Below are 2,092 nucleotides of genomic sequence, written 5' to 3'. Positions count from 1 at the left end.
AAAGAGCGCAGCAGCTACGTTGCGCATGTGATCCGACCACTCAGGGTCGCTGATGACCGCCCCTTCGTCGAGAAGCAGATAGGCCAAGTCCGGCCGATAGCGTTCGAGCCCACCGGGTACCTGTTCGACCAGGTCCGCCACGTTTTGTGCCGCCGTCCAGCGCTTCTCCCCATTGTAGAGCACAATCGGCAACACCGGCGGTAGCTTGCCGTTGGGGGTAAAGGCCTCCTGACGAATCAAGTCCTGATAGAGCAGCCCCAGGTAGGTCATGACTCGCACGGCCATGAATCTATCGACGCTCGACTGGAACTCGAGCAGCAAATAAACATAGAGCCAGTCGTCGCCCCAGCGCACTCGCCAGATGACGTCGTCCTCGCGATCCCGCAGATCTTCGGTGATATAGGAGCCGCTGACCTTCTCCAGTGTCGAGAAGTCGAGTTGTTCCACCCAGGCTTCCTTGACGAACCCGGTCAGCAGGTCTCTCACCATCTCGGGGTGAGAGAACAGCAGCTTATAGCTGTGGTCGTGAGGGTGGTGGTGTTGACTCGCCATGCGTGCTCCTGTCTCAATTCTAGAAGCTTACCGCGTTGCGGGCACCTGGGACAGAGACTATCGCGAATAAATTCGCTCCCACTAATATCTTCTCACAACCTGGGTGGACACTCTATGCGGGAAGATCTTCAAGCGCCACCACAGCAGATGTGCATCAGTTCCATCACGCTGATGGAACTCGTCTATGGCGCGGAGAAATCCAGTAACCCCGAGCACAACATCGCCGTCGTCGAAAGCTTCACAGCACGTCTGGAAGTTCTGCCTTACGATAACGATGCAGCTGCCCATACTGGCCAACTAAGAGCCGAACTCGCGAAAGCGGGTACCCCTATCGGGCCTTACGATCAGATGATAGCGGGTCATGCACGCTCACAGGGCCTAATTGTCGTCACCAATAACCTACGTGAATTCGAGCGCGTTTCGGGGCTGCGCCTGAACGACTGGACGACTCATGCCCCATGAGGCTACTTGTCTCCCCACAAACGCAAACGGCCCCAAAGAGGGGCCGCCAGCATTGACGTGTCATGCACTGCTCAATACAAGGTTACAACTTCCCCGCCCACGCCTCGGCCGCGTTGACCAATTGCCGGTGCACGTGCGTGAACGCTTCGTCGCTCTTGCCGTAGGGGTCGGAAATCTCCGGGTTGGCCAGCCAACGCCCGAACAGCATGGTCTTGCCAAACGCCGAGGGTAACAGCTCCCCCACCGCGCGGCGTTGGCGTTCCGTCATTACCAAGACCAAGTCCGCTTCGCGCAGCATCGTTTCATCGATCTGGCGTGCCTTATGCGCCTTGAGCGCATTGGCGAGCTCCGGCTTTTCGGCCTCCGCCAATGCGCGCGAATGCGTCTCGACGCCCTCTCCCACACGCGCGCCAAGGCCCGCCGTGGCAATCATCCGATCAGGATACTGTCGCTGTAACAGCGCCGCCGCCACCGGGCTACGACAGATATTGCCCGTACACACCACCAGAATACGTTTAAACATCAATGCCGAGCCCCATTTCGCGTTGCACAACACCCTATCGTGACGCCAAAGCGCACCCACCGGAAGATGAAAAGCCTCGCCATCCAAGCATGGGCGTGCTCATGCCCCGGCCACAAACAACAACGGCCCCGAAAGGGGCCGTCATCAAACATCAGTTCATGGTCAATTAAACGAGGGAGTCAGTGCTTATTCTCGGGACGCAGCTGACTCACTTCCTCAACGGCCAAACCCGTAATCTCCGCAATCAACTGGTCTTCCATCTCGGTGCGGGCGATCAGATTACGCGCGGTATTACGCTTTTCTTCCAAAGCGCGCTTCTCAGCTTCCTGAAGTCCTTCCTGACGCCCTTCCTCACGCTCTTTCTGAGCCCAGGTCTGCAAGTTTTCCGCCAACATGTCTTTATCCTCCACCAAACTGTTGAGCCGATCCAGATTGACCTCCGCTCCGAGTCGTTGAAGGTGGCGCTTCAACCAGCGGGTGATGATCGCGTCGGTACGGTCCTTGTTCGGATCAGCCTGGATGATCGCCACGACCCTGTCCACGGCTTGCTGGAGG

General features: G+C 57.9%; 4 protein-coding genes. 1 reads left to right on the top strand and 3 read right to left on the bottom strand.

Features of this window, described 5'->3' with window-relative positions; translation table 11 throughout:
• The coding region (locus tag OP496_RS17355) for an Rpn family recombination-promoting nuclease/putative transposase (protein WP_280565112.1) at positions 1-552 on the bottom strand (552 nt) is incomplete at its 3' end.
• Between the two features lie 114 nt (positions 553-666).
• Between OP496_RS17355 and vapC the strand changes: the two genes are divergently transcribed.
• Complete coding sequence (vapC, locus tag OP496_RS17350; protein ID WP_280565111.1) at positions 667-1,014, top strand: tRNA(fMet)-specific endonuclease VapC; 348 nt, start codon at positions 667-669, stop codon at positions 1,012-1,014.
• A gap of 82 nt (positions 1,015-1,096) precedes the next feature.
• Here the strand turns inward: vapC and OP496_RS17345 are convergent, their stop codons facing one another.
• On the bottom strand, positions 1,097-1,537 hold the full coding sequence (locus OP496_RS17345) for a low molecular weight protein-tyrosine-phosphatase (protein ID WP_280565110.1): 441 nt from the start codon (positions 1,535-1,537) through the stop codon (positions 1,097-1,099).
• A 179-nt stretch (positions 1,538-1,716) separates the two neighbouring features.
• On the bottom strand, positions 1,717-2,092 hold a 376-nt coding region (locus OP496_RS17340), incomplete at its 5' end, for a hypothetical protein (RefSeq protein ID WP_280565107.1).

It is taken from the genome of Chromohalobacter sp. 48-RD10 (assembly GCF_029889785.1).
In the GTDB taxonomy this organism is placed as follows: Bacteria; Pseudomonadota; Gammaproteobacteria; order Pseudomonadales; family Halomonadaceae; genus Chromohalobacter.
Note: the sequence above shows the minus strand (reverse complement) of the source record. Positions and strands in the feature narration are given on the sequence as shown.